The following is a 17,083-nucleotide window of genomic DNA, read 5'->3' as shown; positions in this document are numbered from 1 at the left end:
CGGATCGACGACCAGGTCAAGATACGCGGTTTCCGCATCGAACTCGGCGAGATCGAGACCGCGCTGGCCCGGCACCCCGAAATAGCACAGGCCGTGGTGATACCCCGGGAAGACCGCCCCGGCAGCCACCAATTGGTGGCCTACGTGGTGTCCGGTGCCGACGGCACCGATCCGGACGTCCGCGGCTACTTGCGCACCCGGCTGCCGGACTACATGATTCCCGCCGCCGTCGTCACGCTCGACGAGCTTCCGCTCAGTCCCAACGGCAAAATCGACCGAACCGCGCTGCCCGAACCCGAACTGCGGCACCACACCACCATCCGAGCCCCCCGCACCCCGCAGGAGGAAATTCTCTGCGAGCTGTTCTCCGAGGTCCTCGGGGTTCCCGCGGTCGGTGTGGACGACAGTTTCTTCGACCTGGGCGGGCACTCTCTGCTCGCCACCCGGTTGATCAGCCGGATCCGCAGGGTGCTCGACGTCGAGTTGTCGGTCCGGGCACTGTTCGAGTCGCCCACAGTGGCGGGACTCGGTAAGGAGCTGGAACGGTCCGGCCCGGCGCGCGCGCCTCTGGTCCGGGCGGTTCCCCGCCCCGAGCGACTGCCGGTGTCGTACGCGCAGCAACGGCTGTGGTTCATCCACCGGTTCGAGGGGCCGAGCCCGACGTACAACATTCCGATGGCTGTGCGGATGCACGGCCCGGTGGACGCCGACGCCCTGCGCGCCGCCCTTGCCGACGTGTCCGTCCGCCACGAGGCGTTGCGCACCGTCTTCGCCGAGGACGACGCCGGGGCAGTCCAGATCGTGCTGCCGCCCGGACAGGCCGTTCCGGAACTGACGGTGTCGGACGTCGACGAGCGATGCCTCGACGAGGCGCTCACCGAGGTCGCGCGCCACGCGTTCGATCTCGCGCAGGAACCACCGCTGCGGGGTTGGCTGCTGCGGCTGCACGAGACCGAGTCCGTGCTCGTCCTGCTGCTGCACCACATCGCGGGGGACGGCTGGTCACTGCGACCGTTCCTGAGGGACGTGACGTCGGCGTACTGTGCGCGGCTGGAGGGGAACGAGCCGACCTGGTCGCCTCTGCCCGTTCAGTACGCGGACTACACGCTGTGGCAGCGCGAGGTTCTGGGCTTCGAGGACGACCCGCACAGCGTGCTCTCCGAGCAGATCCGCTACTGGATGGACCAGCTGGACGGCATTCCCGACGAGTTGTCGCTGCCGTCGGACCGTCCGCGGCCCGTCCACGGCACGAACCGCGGCGGCAGGGTGCCGGTGGACATCCCCGCCGACGTGCACGCCGGCATCGTGAAGATCGCCCAGCGGAGCGGCTGCAGCGTGTTCATGGTGATGCACGCGGCTCTGGCGACGCTGCTGTCGCGGTTCGGGGCCGGGACGGACATCCCGATCGGGACCCCGATCGCGGGGCGCACGGACGAGGCGCTCACCGACCTGATCGGGTTCTTCGTCAACACGCTGGTCCTGCGGACCGACCTCTCGGGCGATCCCACCTTCACCGAACTGCTGCGCCGGGTGCGGGCGACAGACCTGGCCGCGTACCGGAACCAGGACGTGCCGTTCGAGCGTCTGGTCGAGGAGCTGAATCCGCCCCGGTCGCTGTCCAGGCATCCGGTCTTCCAGACGATGTTCACGTTCAACAACATCGCCGACCTGCACACGGACATGGACCAGGACGTGGCGGTGCCGACAGGGCTCACCTTGACACCCGAGCGGGCCGGCTCCGGTGCGTCGAAGTTCGACCTGTTGTTCGGGCTGACCGAACGCCGGGCGGAGGACGGAAGCCCGCGCGGCATCGCGGGGGGCATCGAGTACAGCGCGGACCTGTTCGACAGGGAGACCGTGGAAGCCCTCGTCGGCGGATTGTCCAGGCTTCTCGCGGACATCGTGCGGTCACCGAAGCGTCCGCTCAGCCGACTCGACGTCCTCGACGAGCGGCAGCGGAAGATGCTGCTCGTGGAGTGGAACGCCACCGCCGTTGATGAGTCCCGGCAGACTCTCGCGGAAATGTTCGAGGAGCGGGTCCGTACGGCTCCGGCGGCCGAGGCGCTGATCAGCGGCGACGTCACGTTGTCCTATGCGGAGCTGAACTCCCGCGCGAACCGGCTGGCCCGGCTGCTGATCCAGCACGGCGTCGGCCCCGAAAGCGTCGTCGGCGTGGCCGTGGGCCGTACCGAACTGCTGCCCGTCGCGATCCTGGCGAGCTGGAAGGCCGGCGCCGCGTATCTGCCGCTCGACCCGGACCACCCGGTGGAACGCAACGCCCGGACCGTGGGCGAGGCTCGTCCGACGCTGACCGTCACGGTCGACGCCCTCGCCGAGCGTGTCCCCGCGGGAGAGGCGCCGCTGGTTGCCCTGGACGAGCCGGACGTGGTCCGTGCGTTGTTCGCGCTGCCGGACCACGACCTCGGCGCCGAGGACGGAGTGAGGCGCATGGTGCCGGAGCACCCCGCCTACGTCCTGTACACGTCGGGTTCGACCGGCCGGCCGAAGGGCGTCGTCATGCCCGCCAGGGGCGTGCTCAACCTGGCGCGCTGGCACCGCAAGGTGTTCGGTGCGGCACCCGGTACGCGCACCGCGCAGTTCACGGCGTCGACGTTCGACGTGTCGGTCCAGGAGGTCGTGGGTACGCTGCTGTACGGCAAGACGCTCGTGGTGTGCCCTCAGGACGTGCGCCGCGACCCGCGCGCATTGGCGCGCTGGCTCCACGACCACCGGGTGCGGGAGCTCTTCGCACCGAAACTGGTGATCGACTCGCTGGCCTCGGCCGCGCTCGAGGAGAACGTCGAACTGCCCGAGCTGAGGACGGTCGTGCAGGCCGGCGAGGCGTTGACGGTGAGCAGCGACGTCCGCGCCTTCTTCGCCCAGCAGCCGGATCGCCGCCTGTACAACAACTACGGTCCGACAGAAACCCACGTGACCACCGGTTGCGTCCTGCCCGATGCGGTGACGGACTGGCCGGACACCGCCCCCATCGGTACGCCCGTGACCAATACCCGGGTCTACGTCCTCGACGACCGGTTGACGCCGGTGCCGGTCGGGGTCGCGGGCGAGCTGTATCTGGCGGGCGCCGGCGTCGCGCGTGGCTACCTCGGTCGCCCGGGACTCACCTCGGAACGCTTCGTCGCCGACCCGTTCGGTCCTACGGGCAGCCGGATGTACCGCACCGGTGACGTCGTGGAGTGGCGGCGGGACGGAACACTGAGCTTCCTCGGCCGTTCCGACAACCAGATCAAGCTGCGCGGTTTCCGCGTCGAGCTCGGCGAGATCGAGACCACGCTGCTGGCGCACGACAGCGTCGCCCGGTGCGCCGTGCCGCCGCCGTCCGGGCCCGAGGCCCGGCTGGTCGCGTACGTGGTGCCGGCGCGCGGACAGCAGGGAGACGCGGCAGCCCTGCGCGAGCACGTCGCCGGCCGGTTGCCGTCCTACATGGTGCCGTCCGCCGTGGTCTTCCTCGGCGAACTCCCCTTGACCGCCAACGGAAAGCTCGACCGCCGGGCGTTGCCCGAGCCCACAATGGTGTCGACGAGCGTAGCGACGCCCGCCCGCAGTCCGCAGGAGGAGTTGCTGTGCGAGCTGTTCGGCGAGGTGCTCGGTGTCGAAGGGGTCGGGGTCGACGACGACTTCTTCCGGCTCGGCGGCCATTCGATGCTCGCGATCCGGTTGCTGCGCCGGATCGAGTCGACGCTGGGGGTGGAACTGACCGTCCGCGACATCTTCGAGTCGCCGACTCCCGCCGGGCTCTGCGCACAGCTGCTGGCCGGCCATGCCACGGACGCCTTCGCCACGCTGCTGCCGTTGCGCGCGGGAGGTACGCAACCGCCGTTGTTCTGCCTGCACCCGGGTTCGGGCTTGAGCTGGTGTTACGGCGGTCTGCTGAAGCACTTGCCGCCCGACCTGCCCCTGTACGGCCTGCAGGCGCGCAGGCCGTCCGAGGGCGGCAGCTTCCCGGCGACGATGGAGGAGATGGCCGCCGACTATCTCGCCGAGATCCGCAGGGTTCAGCCGTCCGGTCCCTACCGGCTGCTGGGCTGGTCGTTCGGCGGTCAGATCGCCTACGCCATCGCGACACTGCTGCAGGGGAGGGGCGAGAGCGTCGAACTGCTCGTGCTCGTCGACGCCTACCCCAACGACCAGGAGAGGCCGAAGGACGACAGGTACCGGCTGATGGCGCGCAACTTCCGCTCCGCCGGGGTCGACGTCGACGAGGCCGAGCTGGAAGGCGGCGTCGAGCCGGTCTTCTCACGCTACCTGGAGAGTGTGCGCGCCGAGGGCGGTCCGGTCTCGCAGTTGCGCGACGAGGAGATTCGCGATCGCTTCGAGGTCTACGTCAACAACGTCCTGCTGATGCAGCGGTACGTTCCCGCCGTCTTCCGTGGCGATGCCGTGTTCTTCACCGGGACGCACAACGAGAGCATGGACGTCTCCCTCGACATGTGGGACCCGTATCTGGACGGGCGTGTCGAGGAGCATCCGACGGGCGTCGCCCACGAGGACATGCTGCGGGACACGAGCGTGCTGGAGTCGCTCGGGGAGGTGCTGAGCGCGAAGCTCGGGCTCGACCCGCGGCAGCGGCCGGCGAGGTAGCGCTCGCTCCTCCAGGAGGCGTTGCCGGGTTCGGCCCGGACCGTGAAGTGATCTTGGTGTAGACCGTCGTGAGGAGAGGCTGCGGAGGGAGAGCGGACCGACGCCGTCGTACAGGGGCACCGGTCTCCACCCGAGGCAACCGGTCACGCGGCGTGGCCGTATCACCGTTCCCCGACCTCCCGCCGGGAGGTCGGGGAACTCCTCCTGGAACGCGGCCCCGTGGTCTCCTGCGAGACGGTCCGGGCACGGTGCGCCGCGTTCGGCTCCGTCCACGCGACGCGGTTGCGCCGCCGGCGGCCGCGCCCCGGCGACGAACGGCATCCGGATGAGGCGCTCATCAAGGTCAACGGGAAGACGCGGTACCTGTGGCACACGGTCGTCACACCGCCGCCGACCATCGCCCTGCGTGCGCACCGGCGGCTCCGGAGCCGCGTCCTGGAAGATCTTCCACAGCCCGTCCGGCACCAGCCGCTCGACCATCCCCGTGCCAGGTCGGCGAGCTGACGAGCTGCAGCCGATCGAGGCACCGTCCCAGTCGTGCCCTGCCCGTCGCGACACAGCGGCTCTCCAACGACCACTTGGGAGGGTGCGCAGGCCGCACCACTCGGAGAGTCATGGCAGCGCTGTAGGCACCCGGCCGAGTTCCGGCGCAAGGTCCTCGATCTCGTGAATGCCGGCCGGCCGGTCCGGCAGATCGCTCACCACCTCGGCATCAGCGAACAGACGCTCCATGTCCGGCGCCGTCAGCACCTCATCGACATCGGGCAACTGCCCGGACCGACCCGCGAGGATCGAGTCGAACCCGTAACTGCACGCCGACGGATCGCCGAACTGGAGGCGGAACCGGCCGCCCACCGCCGGGCAACCGAACTCATGGGCAAGGTGGTGCCCCCGGAAGACGCTTCGAGGCCGTCGCGCTGATGGCCTGCGAGGGCATGTCCGTGCAGACGGCGACGAGAGTGCTCAGCGTCTCCGAGTCCGGCTACTACGCCCGGCGCTCCCGCCCGCCCTCACCCCGCTTCCTGCGGCATGCGTGGCTGCCGGGGGCCATCACCACCATCCACACAGCCTCGCACGGCTCCCTCCTCAACCGCCGCAGACGGCGCACCCGTCCGGGACTGGCCAACGCGATCTTCGAGTACCTCGAAATCTTCCGCAACCGGCAACGCCGGCACTCCGCGCTCGGCATGCCCACGCCCGTCGAGTCCGAACCGAGGACAACCCCCTCGATCGCCTGGAGTCCAGCGGCTTGACTTTACATAAGCTGGGCACATCACCTCTGACGAACCCGGAGCGGTTCACCCTCACGTAAGGCAGTTGCCAGTCCGAGTGATCAAGTACGAGGGCATGTTCGACTTACGAGGTTAAAGATCATGCTAGAGGGTGAGACGGAATCCGGGGACAGGACGCCGGCGCGATGACGGGGCTGGCGGAGGAGGATCGGCGTGTGCGCATGCCGCTGGAGCGGCGTCGGCTGCGACGGAAGCGACTGCGACAACCCGCTCGCGACCGCGACCGGGGGCCCGGCGGTCGCACGGACGAAGAGCGAGTGCCGCCACCGACCGCGCCGCGCGTGCGCCGAGGCGGTGCGGGCGATGCTGACCGAGCGCTCCGGCCAACTCGACGCGCTGAACCGCCGGCTCAGCGATCTGCTCCGGTCACCCAGCGTCCCGCCGGTGGAACCGCCGGTCGCCGTCCTGACCGGTCCGGTCGGCGCGGGCAAGACCAGCCTGCTGCACGCCTTCGCCCGGCAGGCCGCCGACAGCGGCGCGCGCTTCCTCGGCGCCGGCGCCTCGCGCGGCGAGCGCTCCGTCCCGCTGGAGGTTGTACGCCAGCTGGTCGGTGGCCTGCCCCCCGGGGACGAGGACGGCGAGCGGATCGGGAAACTGCTCGACGAGGCCGCCGCCCACTGGTTCGACGCCGACGGCCGGCAGGGGCGGTCCTCCTCCGCGAGCACCGCCGCGATCGGCGGGGCGCTGCTGAAACTCGCCGCCCAGGGCCCTCTCGTCATCGGTGTCGATGACGTCCACTACGCCGACCTCGCCTCACTGCGCTGCCTGGACCACGTGGCTCGCCGGGCCGGCGGCTTCGGCATGCTCATCGTGCTCACCGAGCCCACCCGCACCGTGCCCTGGCAGGCGGCAGCCCGCGTCGAACTCCTCCGGCCCACCCGGGCACGCCGGATCCGGGTCCCGCTGCTGTCCACCGACGGCACCTACGATGTCCTCGCCGCCCGGCTGGGCGTGCCCGCCGCCCGCGCCCTGGCCGAGGAGTGCCACCGAGTCAGCGACGGCAATCCCACGCTGCTGCATGCGCTCATCGACGACCAGCCCGCTGCGGAACCCGCCGACGGACGGCGGCGGCCGGTGGTCGGGGAGGCGTTCCGCGAGGCGGTCGTCGGCTGCCTGCACCGGTGCGAGCAACTGGTGCTGAAGACGGCCCAGGCCCTGGCCATCACCGGCGAGTCCCCGGGCAGCGGCCTGCTCCAGCAGCTGACCGGCTCCGGCAACGCCGGCGCGCCGCGCGTCGTCGGCCCCGCCACCAGCGCCGGACTCGTCGACGACCACGGGCTGCGCCATCCCGCCGTACGCCAGGCCGTGCTCGACGCGATGACCGCGGAGGAGCAGGCCCAGCTGCACAGCGCGGCCGGCTCCCTGCTGTACGAGCGGGGCGCGCCGCCCGAGCAGGTGGCCCGGCAACTCGTCATGACATCGCACACCCGGACCGAGCCGTGGATGGTGCAGACGCTGCTCGACGCCGGCGAGCAGGCCCTTACCGACGGCGACGTGCCCCTGGCACTGCGCTACCTGCGCCGCGCCAACCGCGACTGCCACGACGACGCGGCACTGCTCGCGCGGATCAACTCGGCGCTGATCCGCGCCGAGTGGTACCTGGACCCCGGTGTCGCCGCGTCCCGGCTGACCCGGCTCACCACCGCCGTCCACGCCGGGAACCTCGGCGGCCGGCAGGCCGCCGCGCCCATCCCGTACCTCCTCGCGCACGCCGACCCCGGCGAGGTGGCCGGCCTCGGCGACCGGCTCGCCCGGGAGCCCGGACTCGGCGACCCGTACGGCGCCGCCGTACTCGTGCGCGCCCGCAGCTGGCTGACCGCCTTTCACCCCGGCGCTCGTGCCGGACGCGCGATACCCGTTGCCCTGCTGCGCGACCCGCTGGAACGGGCCCGCGCCAAACAGGCGGTGAGAGGCCTCATCACGCTCCGCTCGGTCCTCAGACACGGGGCCCGCGGCGTCGTCGAGGAGGCGGAGCGGGGCCTGGCGGCCTTCGGTCCCGACGACGAGTGGAACACCGGCTGCGTCCTGGCCGCGCTCATCCACGCCGACCGGCTGGACGCCGCCGCGGCCTGGTGCGACCGCCTTGTCGCGAGCGTGCCGGCGTACCACCAGCGGACCCCCTCCGCGCTGATCACCACCGGGCGGGCGATGATCGCCGAACGTCGCGGTGACCTGCCCGCCGCCGCCGGACTGGCCGCCGCCGCACTGGCCCAGCTGCCGCCGAAGTCCTGGGGCGTGCTCGTCGGCGTCCCGCTCGGGGTGCGGATCCGGTCGTTGGTGCTGATGAACGATCTGGAGGAGGCGGCGCGGACGCTCAAGGTGCCGCTGCCGCCGCGGCTCTTCGAGACACCGTTCGGATTGCAGTACCTCCAGGCACGCGGCCGGTACGCACTCGCGGCCGGCAGCCCGCAGGACGCGCTGGCGGACTTCCAGCTCTGCGGCCGGCTGATGAAGTCGTGGCGGCTGGACCTGCCGGGACTGCTGCCCTGGCGCACCGAGACCGCGCAGGTGCTGCTGCGCACCGGCCGCCGCGAGGCTGCCGCCCGGCTCGCTCGGCAGGAGCTGGACCTGGTGCCGCCCGGCCAGTCCCGCAACCGGGGTGTCGCGCTGCGGGTGCTCGCCGCAACCGAGGAGGGGGCCGCGCGGATGGAGCGACTGCGGACCTCCGTCGGGCTGCTGCGCGGCGGCCATGACCGGGGCGAACTGGCGCAGAGCGTCATCGACTTGGGCCATGCCCACCAACTGGCCGGTGATCCGCGGCGGGCCCGGGCGCTCACCCGGGAGGCGTACCGGCTCGCCGACGACTGCGGACTGCCGGCGCTGTGGCCCAGCACCTCCGCGATGTGGATCCGTTCCGGCGGCGGGGGAGGGGAGGCGGCGGCCGCGGTCGAGGGCCTCACCGAGGAGGAGGTCGAGGTGGCCGAACTCGCCGCGCTGGGGCACACCAACCGGGAGATCGCTGGGAGGCTGTTCCTCACGGTGAGCGCGATCGAGCAGCGGCTGACCCGGATCTACCGCAAGCTCGACATCACCTCCCGCACCGAACTCGCCGTCCGGCTGCACCTGACCGACTCCGAACAGGCCCGCGGCGCCCCCGCCGGGCCGCACCCCGAGGACGGCTGACCCGCCGCGCCCCGGGTCGCACCGGCCTGCGGGCCGTCCGGGAGCAGGATCCGCGGCCGGCGAGAGGGGCCGCGCACCCATGTCCCAGAAGCGTTACCCGACTTCGGACGTGCTCCTCCCGACCGCGGAGAGACCGTCACGGCGATCCCCTAGTACTGTAACGGTGCTTGCCGTGACTGTCGGACAGATCGGTTGTTGGTGTGGTCATGGGTTGGGATCTTGCCGATGTCGGGCCGTGGGCCGGTGAACTCGACGTTCTGCACGAGCGGTTCGCGCACCGGTTCAACCGGTCGGAGCCGAGGGAGTCGGCGCTGGCCTACATGCGTGGGCTGATTGCTCCGCTGGGGCGGAAGAACGGCTGGACGCTGGCGGAGGAGGCCGGTCACGCGGGTCCGGACCGCATCCACCGGATGCTGAACCGGATCGAGTGGGACGCCGACGAGGTCCTGGACGACGTGCGTGACTACGTCGTGGACAACCTCGGTGATCCGGAAGCGGCGTTGATCGTGGACGACAGCGGTTTCCGGAAGAAGGGGGTGCGCTCGGCCGGGGTGCAGAGGCAGCACTCCGGTACTGCCGGGCGGGCGGAGAACCGCCAGATCGGTGTCTTCCTCGCCTACGCCACCGCCCGCGGACGCACGCTGATCGACCGCCGCCTGTACCTGCCCACCTCCTGGACGGACGACCGTGAGCGGTGCCGGAGGGCCGGCGTCGACGACCACGTCGGCTTCGCCACGAAGGTGGCGCTGGCCAGGGCGATGGTCCGCCACGCGATCACGGACATGATCCCGTTCCGGTGGGTGACCGCGGACGCCGCCTACGGTTGCAGCGAGGGCTGGCGGTCCGAGCTGGAGCAGGCCGACGTCTTCCACGTCATGGCCACCACCCGACACGACACAGTCGTCACCCGCTGGGCCACCGACCACCCCGTCCACGAGCTGTTCCCCGGCCTGCCGCGGCAGAAGTGGAAGCGCCGCTCGGGCGGCGAGGACTCCCAGGGCCGGTCCGTCCACGACTGGGCCCGCGTCGAGGTCCGGCCCGGGCACCGCGAGGACCGCCGACACTGGGTGCTGGCCCGCCGCAGCGTCGTCCGGCCCGAGGAGATCTCGTACTACATCGCCTACTGTCCCGCCGACACCACCCTGGACGAGCTGATCCGCGTCGCCGGCAGCCGGTGGGCGATCGAGGAGTGCTTCCGGAGCGCCAAGCAGGAGTGCGGCCTGGACGACTACCAGGTCCGCCGCTACCCGGGCTGGTACCGCCACATGACGTTGGCCATGTCCGTCCACGCCTGCCTGACCGTCCTGCGCGCCCGTCAACTGGACACGTAGAGAGCAGAAACGGATCCTCCCCGCCCGTCCACCCCGGCCCCGCCGGGGCCGGACGCCTGATCCCCGCTTCACCGCCCGCGGACCCGCACCGGTCCACCCGGCGCGGGCAACGGCACCGCCGAGCCCGCACCGGCCACCGCGGACGACGCGGGCACAGCCCCTGAGAACTGCCCACCCCTCGGAACAAGCACCGTTGCAGCACCAGATGGACACGTGCAACCCCTACTGCCCGTACCGTTTTTGACAGCTGTGAAGAAACTGATGGGGTCCTGCGAGCGTTGTGGCACAACTTCCCCTAGTGAAAGACTCGTGTTCGATCGAGAGGGCACGGAGGTCATACGCACGGGGCCGCGGCTGCGGCCGCCCGGATTCGATTGCCTTCCTGTCCTGATCCGGTCGGTGAGGTCGAAACTGTTTGGCGGCGGCGATGGTGCGACGGGGATCCCGCTGCCGGCATCGCAGGCAGAGAGGCTGATACGCGGTGCTGGTACAGCGAGAAGAACAGTTGACAGGGCTTCAGGAGGCGTTCCGCGCCTGCCACAAGCAGGAACGCGGACATGTGGTGCTCGTCACCGGAACTGTGGGCAGCGGCAAGACCCAGTTGCTGGAAGCCTTCGGCCACTGGGCCGCCGGCGCCGGCGGCCGGGTGCTGCGGGCCGCCGGGTCGGCCGCGGAGAAGGGACTCCCCCTCGGGGTGATCGGGCAGCTGTTCCACAGCGCCCTGCTGGAGCCCGAGGCCGCCGCCCGTATCGACGAGCTGCTGCGCGGCGCCTTCGACGGCCTCTCCGAGGCCCCCGGGAGACCCGAAGAGCCCCCGGCGGGCAGCGCCTACTGGGCGATGCTCCTGCACGGCGTCTACACCTCACTGGTGGATCTCGCGGACGACGCCCCCCTGGTCATCGCCGTGGACGACGTCCACCACACCGACGCCGCGTCGTTGCAGTGCCTGCTGTACGTGACCCGGCGGCTGCGGCGCGCCCGCATCATGATCGTGCTGGCCGAGGCGTCCATGCTGCGCCCCGCCCACCCCCTCTTCCGCGCCGAACTGCTCAGCCAGCCCTACCTCTCCCGCTTCACCCTGCCCCCGCTCACCGCCGACGCCATCGCCTGCCTCGTCGACCGCGACGCCGGCGGCGAGACCGAGACGGTGACCCGGGAGGCCGCCGATCGGTTCCACAGCATTACCGGAGGCAACCCGCTCCTCGCCCGCGCCCTCATCGACGAGCGCGCCGGCGGCCGGGGCCCGGCCGCCGGTGACGCCTTCGACCAGGCGGTGCTGCGCTGCCTGTACCGGCACGAGCCTGGTGTGCGCCGGGTCGCGCAGGCGCTCGCGGTGCTCAACCGGGGGGTGTCGGCGGAACTGCTCGGCCAACTCCTCGACGTACCGCCGGACTCCACCGCGCCCGCCATGTGGGTGCTGCGCGGTGTCGGCCTCACCGAGTCCGACCAGCTGCGCCATCCCCGGATCCTGCACTCGATCCTCACCGACATGCCTGCCGAGGAGCGGCGGCGGCTGCACCAGCGGGCCGCCGAGGTGCTGCACGAGCACGGCGCGGAGGCCGGCGAGGTCGCCCAGCACCTGGTCGCCACCGCCTGGATGGATGCCCCCTGGGTGGTGCCGGTGCTCCAAGAGGCCGCCGACAATGCGCTCTCCGCGGGCCGCCCCGACATGGCGGCGGCGTTCCTGCGGCTCGTCGCCCGCGCCGAGGTCACCCCCGACCAGCGCATCGAGGCCACCGCCATGCTGGTCAGCGCCCGCTGGCAGATCAACCCGCTGTCCGTCAACGGCCATCTGGGCGAGCTGGCGGAGGCCGCCCGCACCAGTGGCTGGTCGACAAGCGCCGCCCTGTCCGCCGTGCCGTACCTGCTCTGGCAAGGCCGGGTGGACGAGGCGGTGAAGGCGGTCGGCGGCACCTTCGACGACTTCTACGGATCGGATGCGGGACGGTCGCGGGCGATGCGGCTGCTGGTCGCGCTGTCCCACCCCGCCCAGGCCGACCTGGTCCGCGAGGCGGCCGACACCCCGGGCCACAAGGCGACCGCGCCCGGCGCGGTGCGGCCGGCCCTGCAAGCCGTGTCCGTCCTGGACGCCGCGCTGGCGCCGGCGCTCGGGAACGACGTGCGGGCCGCCGAGCAGATGCTCCAGCGGCACCACGCCGACGACGGCGCGCTCGGCCTGCTGACCGCGCCGCTGCTGGCCCTGCTCTGGTCGGGCTCCGCAGTCCGGGTCGCCGTCTGGGGCGACACGCTCCTGGCGCGGCCCGCGGTACGCCACGCACCGACGCTGCGCGGCATCGTCCGCGCGGTTCGCGCCGAGGCGGCGCTGCGCCTGGGCGACCTGGGCGTCGCCGAGCAGCAGGCCCGGGCGGCGCTGGAGGACATCCCCGAGCAGGCGTGGGGGGTGGCCGTCGGAGGACCGCTCGGTACCCTCGTCGGCTGCGCCACCGAGGCGGGCCGGTTCGCCGACGCCGACCACTGGCTGGCCCACCCCGTCCCGGCGGGCACCTTCCACACCCCGCTCGGCGTGCACTACCTGGCCGCCCGCGGACGGCACCACCACGCCGCGGGCCGGGTGACCTCCGCCATCGCCGATCTGCGGCGCTGCGGCGAGCTGATGAAGTCCTGGGACATGGACATCGCCGGTCTCGCGCCGTGGCGGCTGGAGCTGGCCCGCGTCCAGCTCGACATGGGCAACCGCACCCACGCCACCCAGCTCCTCCAGGAGCAGCTGGACCGTCCGTCCGGTATCGACGACCGCACCCGCGGCCGCGCGCTGCGTCTGCTGGCCGCCACCGTCGGCGCCGACCACCGGCGCAAGATGCTCGCCGAGGCGGTTGACCTGCTCCAGGGCTGCGGCGACCGGCTGGATCTGGTCCGGGCGCTCAACGACACCAGCCGGATGCTCCAGCACGCCGGCGACTCCACCCGCGCCCGGCGGTTCGTACGACGCGCCCACCAGCTCACCCGGGACACCGGCGTACCCGCGGTGAAGCGGCGCCCGGTCCGCCGCGAGCCGGCATCGAAGGAGCCGAAGCGTACGGTTGAGGAGCCGCGGGAGACGGACGACAACGTCCTCAGCGAGGCGGAGCGGCGGGTCGCGGTGCTGGCCGCGCAGGGGCACACCAACCGGCAGATCTCCGACAAGCTCTTCATCACCGTGAGCACGGTCGAGCAGCACCTGACCCGGGTCTACCGCAAACTGGACGTCAAACGGCGCACCGATCTGCCCGAGCGGCTCGTCGCGTATGAGGAGCCGCTGGCGGAGGGACGTATACAGCGCACCAAGGCGTGCTGACCGCCGCGGTGAGCAGGATGCGGGCGGAGTCCCGCAGGCTCATAGGGGCTCGCGGGGTTCGTCGGGCCTCGCGGGGCGCGGGGCAGGCCAGGGAGGGGGAGCGGCTGAAGTTCCCCCTCCGGGCCGGACAGCCCGATGCTGGGGCGACAGGTCCCGGAGGAAGCAGTTCCAGGTAGCGGCTCACCGGGCGGCTGGCGTGAAGCCCGCCGCACGGATACGCACGATCCATCACAGCCCGGACGGCACCCACCGGGTCCCGAGGTTCACCGCCGAACTCCGCGAGAACGGCGAGCGGATCGATCACAAGCGTGTCGCCCGCCTCATGCAGGCCATCGGTCTTGCCGGGCTGTGATTGCACAGGAAGCACCGCACCACGACCGCGGATCCGGCCGCCACGAAGGCAGCGGACCTCTTCCGCCGGCTGCACCGCTACCACACCCGACGCCGCCACTCCAGCCTCGGACAACGCAGTCCCATCGCCTACGAGACAGCACTCGGCACAACAGCAACCACCCTGGCCCCAGCCGCATAGCCCATGTCCAGGATTCCCGGGTCAAGGCTCCTGGACAGATCACGAAACCGCAGGGGAGTCACGGCTGACGCCTTGCCGCGCCGTTCACAGGGGGCCCGGACCTGCCTGGTGCGCTCCCGAGAACCCGACGGAATCGATCCAGTCCGTGGATCCGGTGACGACGAGACGGTACTTCGCCGCCGTCCGCTCTTCGGCCCAGGTCGAGTTCAGGGCGACGCGCGCTGTCAGCTCCGATCCGGCGGGCACCTTGATCTGAAGCCAATTGACATACCGACTTGCCCTGGACTCCGCCACCACATTGCCGGCACCGTCGAGCAGTTCCACCGTGTAGAGGTCGGCGATCTCCTGAGGTGTCTTCCAGTTCGCGGGCAGATGGAAGGCGTTGCGAATCAGGATGTCCTCGGTGTCGACGGCCGCTCCGTTCGGAAAGACCGTCAGGGCGGGGTAGACGCCGCACGGGTTGAAGCCGTAGGCGTCGAGCATGCAGGAAAGGTCGGCGAAGCCTCGGTCGGGTACGACGGTTACCGTGACGAACTGGTCCTCGGCCGAGGTCATGGCGTACTCGGTCGGCCAACCGGGCGTCGCGACGTCGGTGGCCATGAACGAGGTGTCGAGAGCGACGCCGGCGGCGCGGGCGCGGCCGGTGGGGTACGTCTCGACGAGCTCGTACATGCGTCGTTGTCCACCGCCCCAGGGTGCCGCACCCTCGACCTCGGTGACCGGTTCCCCGTCGTCGAAGTAGCGGCCGTCGGCCGGGTCGAGGAGGGCGCCCATGGGCCCGCGGGGCCCGAGCGGCCCGAGCGGTCCGTAGACGCCCAGGGGGCCGGCGGGCCCGAGAGGCCCGTACACGCCGCCGGCCTGGAGCTGCCCGGAGATCTCGTTGATCGCGGGCAGGTCCTCGCAGTAGGCCTCCTGGCCGACCGGACCGGTCGGGCCGAGCGGTCCGGTCTCGTCCAGGACCGGCTGAGCGAGGATGCCCCATGTGCCAACGCGCCGCTCGTGGAGCCGCGTTCGCTTCAAGAGCGATGGTGACACACGCTCCGAAAGGCACCGCGGGCGGGCTCCCGTCAGAGTTCACCGTCGTGCGAGAAGGGCTCGGACTTGACGAGTTGCACGAGCACGGGCATCGCCTCATGGGACCGCTCGGCAACCGTGTCGGCGGTGCCGAGGAGCGCTCAGGCGCAAGCGGGCGGAACAGGTCATGCGGGAGCACGGCATCGCCGGAACACCCGGCGCGCCGGACGCCGCGGCCTGACCAGGGCCGCCCGTCACCGGAGCTGATCGGCCGGGACGTCACCGCCACCCGCCCCGACCGGCGAGCTTCCCCCCCCGGGCTCCGGAGCCCGGAGCCCGGCAGCGCCAGCCCGCATGGCAGGAGCCCGAATTCGTCGGCGACGGGCCGACCTCGGCACACGTGTGGGGGCAGAGGCGTAGAGCATCGGCGCATCGGCTGTGGCCGGCGCCACATCTCCGGGACGCGTAGGGCGCCGGTGGGACGCGGCTGTCCTGGCGACACGACAGAGCGAGAGGGTGCGACCGGAATTTCAAGACCGCCGCATTGATTGAACCTCGTATGACTACTCCTGCATCCCCGATCTCCGTGCACGTCTGGTCCGACATCGCCTGCCCCTGGTGCTACATCGGCAAGCGCCGCTTCGAGCGCGCGGTCGAGCAGTTCGGCGGTGAGGTGACCGTCGAGTACCACTCCTTCGAGCTGGCGCCGGACACCCCGGTCGATTTCGAGGGCAGCGAGGTCGACTTCCTCAGCAGGCACAAGGGGATGCCCAAGGCCCAGGTCGCGCAGATGCTCGAGCATGTGACGGAGCTCGCCGCCGCCGAGGGACTGGACTACGACTTCGATGCCGTCCGCCACACCAAGACCCTCCTGGCCCACCAGGCGCTCCACCATGCCAAGGCCGAGGGCAAGCAACTGGAACTGGTCGAGCGCCTGTTCGCCGCCTACTTCGAGGAGGGCCGCCATACAGGCCGTGCCGAGGAGCTCACGGCGCTGGCGGCCGAGGTGGGCCTGGACCCGGAGAAGCTCGGCGAGGCACTCGGTGCCGGCACCCACGCGGAAGCCGTCCAGCAGGACATCGACACCGCCCGCCGCTATGGCATTCAGGGCGTTCCCTTCTACGTCATAGAGGGTAAATACGGCATATCGGGTGCCCAGAGCTCTGAAACCTTCGCGAGCGCCCTCCGTCGCGTGACGGAGGAGCGTGCGCAGAATCCGGAGCCTTCGCAGAGCCCGGCCCGGGGCGCGGCCCCGGCGGGAGCCCGCCGATGAGCCCGGCCCCCGGAACCCCGGAGGGCGCGGCAACCCCGGAACACACGGAACGCTCGAACACCCCGGAAGCACCCGAGACGGCTGTCGCGTCACGCCCGCTGCCGCCCGGGCCGGAGGGCTTCCAGCTCCTGGGCGACGAGACGGCCGGCTACTGCGCGGACGGTGCATGCGTCCTGCCGGGCGTGGGGGAGCCCGGTCCCGCCGAGGGGCGGCCGACGGACTGACGTCGGCACGCACGCGACAAGGTGCGCCGGGCCCCGGAACCGTCCGACCGGCTCCCGGCCGGACGGTTTTGGAGCACTCGGCGGCGCGGATCACGCAGGCCGGCTACGGCCGACGGTCGGCTCCGCTCGCATGGCCGGTCTCCATGCGCCCGCAAGGCTTCCAGTGAGGCGCTGTCAGCAGTTCTCGCGCTCTTGGCCCAGGCCAGGGGCAGCGCGGAGAGGAACAGGGTGTCGGCCTGGACCGAGGCCCGTGCGGTTCCGTCGCGCTGCGCGGACTGCAGCAGTCCGTCGGTGATGGCGGTCAGGTTCTGGCAGGGCGTGGCGAGCGGGGAGTCACCCCCTTCCTGGTTGCGGCCCGGCTGGTGGAGGGGCTCGGTGCGGCGCTGATCGTGCCCGG

The 17,083-nt window shown here is 71.6% G+C and carries 11 protein-coding genes; 10 read left to right on the top strand and 1 reads right to left on the bottom strand.

Features of this window, described 5'->3' with window-relative positions:
* Nucleotides 1–3 precede the first annotated feature (3 nt).
* The 8 genes from ACFPZI_RS34280 (at nt 4) to ACFPZI_RS34245 (ending at nt 13,995) form a co-directional block, all read left to right on the top strand.
* The gene (locus tag ACFPZI_RS34280) at nt 4–4,602 is read left to right on the top strand and encodes an amino acid adenylation domain-containing protein (protein ID WP_381371070.1); all 4,599 of its coding nucleotides are present in this window, start codon (nt 4–6) and stop codon (nt 4,600–4,602) included.
* A gap of 219 nt (nt 4,603–4,821) precedes the next feature.
* A complete protein-coding gene (locus ACFPZI_RS34275) occupies nt 4,822–5,106 on the top strand; it encodes a hypothetical protein (RefSeq protein WP_381371069.1) in 285 nt (94 codons plus the stop codon).
* A 33-nt stretch (nt 5,107–5,139) separates the two neighbouring features.
* On the top strand, nt 5,140–5,523 hold the full coding sequence (locus ACFPZI_RS34270) for a transposase (protein ID WP_381371068.1): 384 nt from the start codon (nt 5,140–5,142) through the stop codon (nt 5,521–5,523).
* A gap of 14 nt (nt 5,524–5,537) precedes the next feature.
* A complete protein-coding gene (locus ACFPZI_RS34265) occupies nt 5,538–5,855 on the top strand; it encodes a hypothetical protein (protein WP_381371067.1) in 318 nt (105 codons plus the stop codon).
* A 192-nt stretch (nt 5,856–6,047) separates the two neighbouring features.
* A complete protein-coding gene (locus ACFPZI_RS34260; protein ID WP_381371066.1) occupies nt 6,048–9,017 on the top strand; it encodes an AAA family ATPase in 2,970 nt (989 codons plus the stop codon).
* Nucleotides 9,018–9,223: 206 nt separating this feature from the next.
* The gene (locus ACFPZI_RS34255) at nt 9,224–10,348 is read left to right on the top strand and encodes an IS701 family transposase (RefSeq protein WP_381371065.1); all 1,125 of its coding nucleotides are present in this window, start codon (nt 9,224–9,226) and stop codon (nt 10,346–10,348) included.
* 481 nt (nt 10,349–10,829) lie between these two features.
* Nucleotides 10,830–13,643 carry a helix-turn-helix transcriptional regulator gene (locus ACFPZI_RS34250; RefSeq protein WP_381371064.1) on the top strand — a complete coding sequence of 938 codons (2,814 nt, stop codon included), beginning with the start codon at nt 10,830–10,832 and terminating at the stop codon, nt 13,641–13,643.
* Nucleotides 13,644–13,839: 196 nt separating this feature from the next.
* Nucleotides 13,840–13,995, top strand: a complete 156-nt coding sequence (locus ACFPZI_RS34245) for an IS3 family transposase (protein ID WP_381371063.1) — start codon at nt 13,840–13,842, stop codon at nt 13,993–13,995.
* Between the two features lie 264 nt (nt 13,996–14,259).
* Here the strand turns inward: ACFPZI_RS34245 and ACFPZI_RS34240 are convergent, their stop codons facing one another.
* The gene (locus ACFPZI_RS34240; protein ID WP_381371062.1) at nt 14,260–15,195 is read right to left on the bottom strand and encodes a hypothetical protein; all 936 of its coding nucleotides are present in this window, start codon (nt 15,193–15,195) and stop codon (nt 14,260–14,262) included.
* A gap of 553 nt (nt 15,196–15,748) precedes the next feature.
* On the opposite strand from ACFPZI_RS34240, the gene ACFPZI_RS34235 reads away from it, so the two are divergent.
* The gene (locus ACFPZI_RS34235; protein ID WP_381371061.1) at nt 15,749–16,462 is read left to right on the top strand and encodes a DsbA family oxidoreductase; all 714 of its coding nucleotides are present in this window, start codon (nt 15,749–15,751) and stop codon (nt 16,460–16,462) included.
* Nucleotides 16,459–16,686, top strand: coding sequence for a hypothetical protein (locus tag ACFPZI_RS34230; protein ID WP_381371060.1), 228 nt, complete (start codon nt 16,459–16,461; stop codon nt 16,684–16,686). The genes ACFPZI_RS34235 and ACFPZI_RS34230 overlap by 4 nt, the downstream gene beginning before the upstream one ends.
* Nucleotides 16,687–17,083 lie beyond the last annotated feature (397 nt).

It is taken from the genome of Streptomyces chlorus, assembly GCF_042655885.1.
Lineage (GTDB): Bacteria > Actinomycetota > Actinomycetes > Streptomycetales > Streptomycetaceae > Streptomyces > Streptomyces chlorus.
This window is presented reverse-complemented; position numbering and strand designations above follow the sequence as displayed.